This is a genomic window from Methanobrevibacter curvatus (genome assembly GCF_001639295.1).
In the GTDB taxonomy this organism is placed as follows: domain Archaea; phylum Methanobacteriota; class Methanobacteria; order Methanobacteriales; family Methanobacteriaceae; genus Methanoflexus; species Methanoflexus curvatus.
In genome coordinates this window covers 1-6,906 of record NZ_LWMV01000007.1, presented here as the reverse complement: position 1 = coordinate 6,906, position 6,906 = coordinate 1, and the positions used below count along the sequence as shown (strand labels likewise).

At 28.5% G+C, this 6,906-nt stretch carries 1 protein-coding gene; it reads right to left on the bottom strand.

Features of this window, described 5'->3' with window-relative positions:
- A partial coding sequence (locus tag MBCUR_RS00185) for a beta strand repeat-containing protein (protein ID WP_084269377.1) occupies window positions 1-6,631 on the bottom strand: 6,631 nt, incomplete at its 3' end.
- Between the last annotated feature and the right edge of the window lie 275 nt (window positions 6,632-6,906).

Sequence of the window (6,906 nt, the reverse complement as noted above, 5' to 3'; positions counted from 1 at the left end):
TTAAAGTAACAACAATATCTAAAAATACACTCTGACCATTAGCTAAATTACCAATATACCATTTACCATTAGCAGAATTATAACTATTAACAGTAGCATTAGAAGACTTATAAATCAAACCATTAGGTAAGCTATCAGTAATCTCAACACCAGTAGCATTATTAGGACCATGATTAGTCACATTAATAGTATACTTAACATCAATGCCATTTAAGACATTACCAGACACATTACTAGTTTTTATAATACTAATATTCACTGTTGAAGTAACAGTTAAATTAGTGTTATTACCAGGAAGACTACTATTATTACCTGTGTTATTTTGATCAACACCAGTCAAGTTCGCAACATTAACAACATTACCAGTACTATTTAAAGTAGCAACAATATCTAAAAATACACTTTGACCATTAGCTAAATTACCAATATACCATTTACCATTAGCAGAATTATAACTATTAACTGTAGTATTAGAAGACTTATAAATCAAACCATTAGGTAAATTATCAGTAATCTCAACACCAGTAGCATTATCAGGACCAAAATTAGTCACATTAATAGTATACTTAACATCAACACCATTTGAAACACTACCAGAAACATTACTTGTTTTTATAATACTAATATTCACAGTCGGAGTAACAGTTAAATTAGTATTGTTACCAGGAGTACTACTGTTATTACCAGTGTTATTTTGATCAACAGTCACATTAGCAATATTAACAACATTACCAGTACTATTTAAAGTAACAACAATATCTAAAAATACACTCTGACCATTAGCTAAATCACCAATATACCATTTACCAGTAACATGATTGTAACTGCCAAAACTAGCATTAGAAGACCTGTAAATAACACCAGCAGGTAAAATATCAGTAACTTCAACACCAGTAGCATTATCAGGACCATGATTAGTCACATTAATAGAATATCTAATATCAATACCATTTAAGACATTGCCAGACACATTACTAGTTTTAACAATACTAATGTTCACAGTAGAAGCAACAGTGAAACTAATATTTCCACTACTTATTTGACCTATATTATTCTGATCAAGATTAGTTATATTGGCAATATTACTAATAATTCCAGTACCATTTACAATAGCAACAATATCTAAAACTAAAGATTCACCAGCATTTAAAGCACTAAGATTCCAAACACCTAGATGAGAATCATAATAAGTGCCTCTAGTGTTAGAAGAATTAACAAAAATCAACTTACTATCTAATTTATCACCAATAAGTAAACCAGTAGCATTATCTGGACCAAGATTAGTCACATTAATACTATATTTGACTAAAATACCATTTAAAACAGTACCAGAAACATTAGCAGATTTAACAATATTCAATTCAACAATATAAGGAACAACCTCTAAAGAAAGAATCTCATTATCAGCAGAAGCAGTTATCTTTGAAAAATCATACTGAGTCATTAAAATATTATTAATCCAGTTGTAGTCAGAACTTCTAATATCCCCATTATTAATCACAAGATTTGATCCAGTAATATTTTCAGTAGAAACATTAACTGTAAAATAAGGCAATAAACCAGGGTTATTAGCAGTAGCCAAATTATTCAAAGTCAATTTATAAGATAAAGTAAAACTAGTATTATGATACTGCTTTTTAGTTCCAGAAACTGTAGTATTATAAGATGTAGTATTTAAATACAACCTTAAAACATACCAATTATTTAAAACCAAATCACTAGGTGAAGCATAATTAACAAATAAACTGCTAATATTATTTTCACCCCACCAATTAAAGTTAGCATTAACATTTGTACCATAATTAACTAAAGCAACTTGATTACCATAAATACGATTATAATTAATTAAAGTAAATTCACTTGAGCCAATTCCAGGAGATGTAACATTGACTCCATAGGCATGATTATTAACAATATTATTTCCAACTAAAGAATTATTATTTCCATCAAGTAAAACTCCACCATTATTATTATTTGAAATACTACCATTAGCAAAAACATTACTTCTACTTGTATTAGAGAAAATTAAACCTTTACCATTTAAACCATTAATAGAATTATTATTAAATATATTAAATCTACCATTGATTAAAATACCATTAGTATTTCCTCCACCATTAATAGTACCATTTTCAATAGTATTAGCATTACCATCAACAGTAAGAATAGCTCCAGCATTATTTATAATGGTATTCCCATTAATAAGATATTTGTTTAAATCCATTTTAGAATTATTAAAGCCAATACCTAAAACACCAAGATTTGAATTAAAAGTATTATTTTGAATATTATTACCATTATTAACAATAGTATAAATTGTAGTATAGCTATTATTAGATAAAGATGATTTAGTTAAATTTAAAATTCCACCATTGTTATAAATAGCTCCACCAAGACTAGCATTATTATTTTTAAATTCAGAATTATTAATAGAAACTTCTGAATTTGTTAAAATAATAGCTCCACCATTAATACCCTTATTATCAATGAAATGAGTTTCACTAATATTTGTTTTAGCACCATAAACATTTAAAGCAGTATTGGTATTATTATAAAACTTAGAATTTTCAATGTTAAGAAGAGTATTATTAGTTTTAATAGCTCCACCATTTCCATTAATATAAGTTATATTAATAATATTAACAGTGTTTAAATTAGAACCATTAGAGACAAATCCACTTATTGCAGTATTTCCTCCATCAAATATTATTTCTCCACCAAGAGAACTGTAAGCCAATAAAGTTACATTTTTATCAATAACTTGATTAGTGTTATTAGCACCAGCATAAACACCAGGAGCGATATGAACAGTGTAATTATTCCAACCTAATGAAATAGCTTTATTTAAAGCATTTAAAAGAGATTTTAAAGTATTATTCCAATCTGATCCAAATGAACTGTCATTTCCTCCAGTAGAATTAATATATAAATCTTGGGTTAAATATACAAAGATAATATGTGCTGTTACTAATCCACCATAGTTAGAAGAGTTAGTTCCAGTATAATTTCCATTACCATTAAACAAAGCATAGTAAGTGTAATTACCAATTGAGTTAAAAATATAGGAAGCTGAAACTAATCCATTTGAATTAGAATTACCACTTGTTAGGTTTCCTCCAGAATTAAGAATAAAGTAAATAGGAACATTATCAACAAATTCACCATATTCATCTACAATAGTAGCATTTAAGTATAAAAGTTTTGTAGCATTACCATCAACTTGTATAAGTGAGATAGTGGTATTTCTTTTAACAAATGTAAGATTTTTAGTAGTATTAACTGGTAAGAAATTTAAATCATTGTATGTGTAATTTGCAGTATAGCTAAAGTTACCTGCACTTCCAATAGTATAATTTAAATAAGCAACACCATTTAAATCTGTAATAGCACTACCTACATATTGCCCACCAATATAAAAATCAACATTTAAACCAGATAAAACATATCCATAATTATCTTTAATAGTTGCACTTAAAGGTGTTATATTTTTATATTTACCTGCAGGAGTATTAGAAGTTATATTAGGAGTAGATACTGTACTAATATTTGTAAATGCACTTTTCCACCAGTCTACTTCAAAAGCACCATCAAGATAAGCATAAGGACTATATGGAACATCGATATAATGAGCATAATTAGCATTGAAGCTATTGTTATATGAATAAGATAGAACTCCAACATTTGTCTGACCTAAATAAGAAGGCAAGCGACTCTCATTTAAAGCTGCACCATTGCTTGTTGTTAGGTAGTAATAGAAATGAGCAGTACGATTATAAAATGTTATATTTCCTGGATTATAATTAATATTTGCCACAATATAATTACCTGGAGTTCTTCCAGTAGTATAATATGTGTTATTACCCCACCAATTCAAATTAAGATTAACAGCAGTATTAGATGAAACAGTCCACACAGTTTGATATACCCTATTAGGGGTTTCATTGTTATTAAAGAACCTATTATAATTAATATTCACAGCAGCAGATGTTTGTGCAGCATAAATAGCTGTACCACTACCTCCTGCAGTATTATTAACAAAACTTGAAGAAAAAATATTTTTAGCTGTATTTTCAAGTAATGCTACTCCTCCACCATTATTACTTGCATAATTGGCAGTGAAGTTACAGTTAAGTGTATTAATTGTAGCAGAAGTTCCAACACCTCCACCATTAATAGCTGAGTTGTTTACAATGTTAGAGTATGAAAGGTTAAGAGTACCACCAGTAGATCCAGCTCCACCACCAAAACCTGTTGCATAATTATGAGAAACATAAGAACCATTAATCACAATATTACCTGATACAAGTCCAATAGCTCCACCAAAAGTATTTGAACTACCAGGAGCATCTACATAATTCCTAAGTATAGAAGAATTATAAATATACACTGCAGAACTTCCAGCAGCAGAAATAGCTCCACCATAATTAGCAGGATTAGCAGAACCAGAATAAGTATTTATTACTCTGTTATTTTCAATATTAGAATTATAAACACGGATAGTACCTCCAGAACTAGCAATAGCTCCTCCACGAAGAACAAGGTCTCTTGAATTTGAAATATAGTTATTAGTTATATTTGAAGAGTAAACAGTTATAGAACCTCCAGAACTAGCAATAGCTCCACCATAAGGAGTATAAGTTGTTGGAACAATAAAATTACCATCAAAACTAGAACCTGTGATATATATATTATCATTTGCTGTAGCCACTGCTCCACCATATTGTACAGCAGAATTGTTAATAAAATTAGAATTTGTTATATTTATCTGTCCACCATTTACACCTACTGCACCACCAAAAGTAGCTGAATAACAGTTAATAAAAGTAGAGTTATGAATTCCATAAGATGAAGCACCAGAACCTGATCCTAAAGCTCCACCACCAATACTACCTGTAGCTAAATTTCGACAGTTAATAAAAGTTGCACCATATAATCTAACATCTGATTTTTCCGAGTTGTCATTATATATGGCTCCTCCTCCACCATACTCCCTTGATGTACAGTTGATAAATTCAGTGTCCCATGCATTGAAGAAGTTGTAGTTGTTATCAATAGCTCCACCATACTCTCTTGCTGTACAGTTAATAAATTTAACATTTCTTGCTTCAATCCAAAAACGATAGTTATCAATAGCTCCGCCATACCAACCAGCATAGTTATCTTTAAATATTACATTGTTTAAAAAAAGTTTTGTAACATTAGTAACTCTATTATTCCCATCATGACAAAGAACATGAATAGATGCTCCTTCATCAGTAACTGAGTTATTTGTAAAGTTAGTGTTGGTTATATTAATCTTTACATAGTTACCCTCAGCATATATTCCAGCACCATCTACTCCACTACAGTTTTTGAATATTGAATCAGTTACAGTTAGGTTAGCATAACTTCCAAGAAGATATACTACTCCACGCCAACCTGTAGAGGAATTATAAAATTCACAGTTTCCAATATTAACATTTGAATATGATTCAATGTATATTAAACCATCTATTGTATTCCTATTTGTAACAATATTATATATATTAATATATTTAGGAGCTGATGAACTTCCAGATATTCTCAGGAATCTGTACCCAGCTGGAGTTATTAAAACAGTTCCATTTGTATTATTACCAATAATAGTAACATTGTTTGATGAAGAAAAAGTAAGATCTCTGTTTCCAGAACCTGAATATGTTCCAGGAAGCAAAATTACATATGAATTACTACCTGCGACTCTTATAGCCTCTTGAACAGTTCTCTTAGCTAAGGCAATGCTTAAACCACTGTTACCATCATTACCATTTATAGGATCTACCCATACCCTATTTCCAGATGTAGGAAGAGGAGCTGACAATAAATTTAAGCCATTGCTTTTTGGCATGGTAAAAGAAATATTATTTTTACTAAATGTACCATTATTATACTCCCACCCTATACCATTTCCTATATATTCGGCATAGTAATTATGGTTTCCTTGTGGTAAATTTGTGATGTAAATTGCTTGACCATTTGCACCATAGACTCTTCCTGAAAATTTACCATCAATGTAAAAGCTTACATCACCATCTAATGGATTACCTTCATCATCATAAAGATAAGCATATAAAACAACTTTGTTTGATGTAAAGTTTACAGTAGATACTGTGATACCATATTTGTTGTATGTGTTAATAAAATTTATATTGTAGAAATTTATACTTGTATTTGATAATGGGTGAAGAGTATAATTTCCAGTTTTATTTGTATTTAAATTATTTGATAAATCAATATTAGAATATTTATAAGGAACAATTAAAGTAAGATTATATAAATTTAATGAGTTTCCTTCTGATATATTAATTTGGTTTTTGCCAAAATCTATAACTGTATTTGATTTACTTGAACCAATTAAAGTTATGTTCTTTTCAATATTTAGATTTTTAGCTGAATTATTCGAATTGCTTGAATAATTGTATATCCCTTTAGCCAAATTAATCGTATCAGAGTCATTTACAACATCAACTGCATGGTGTATTCCACCAGCTGTTGAATTTGTAATATCTACACTAGCTGCATTTGCAGCCCCAATAAGAAAAATTCCCAATAATAATAAAATTAAAGCTATTATAGCTCTATAGGAATTTTTACTTGCATTTTTTTCGTACATTTTGAATCACTACTATTAAACAGATTATTATTATTATTATTATTATTATTATTATTATTATTAATTATAATTATTATTAATTATAATTATTATTAAACTTATTATTAAATTTATTATTAAATATTATTATTAAAACAGTATGCTAAATTAATGTTATAAAAATCTTGAAAGATTTTTTGTTTTATTAAGAAATAATATACAAATTATAATGTATACAATATATACAATAAAGTATACAATAAAATATATAATATATCTAATAACATATACAATAT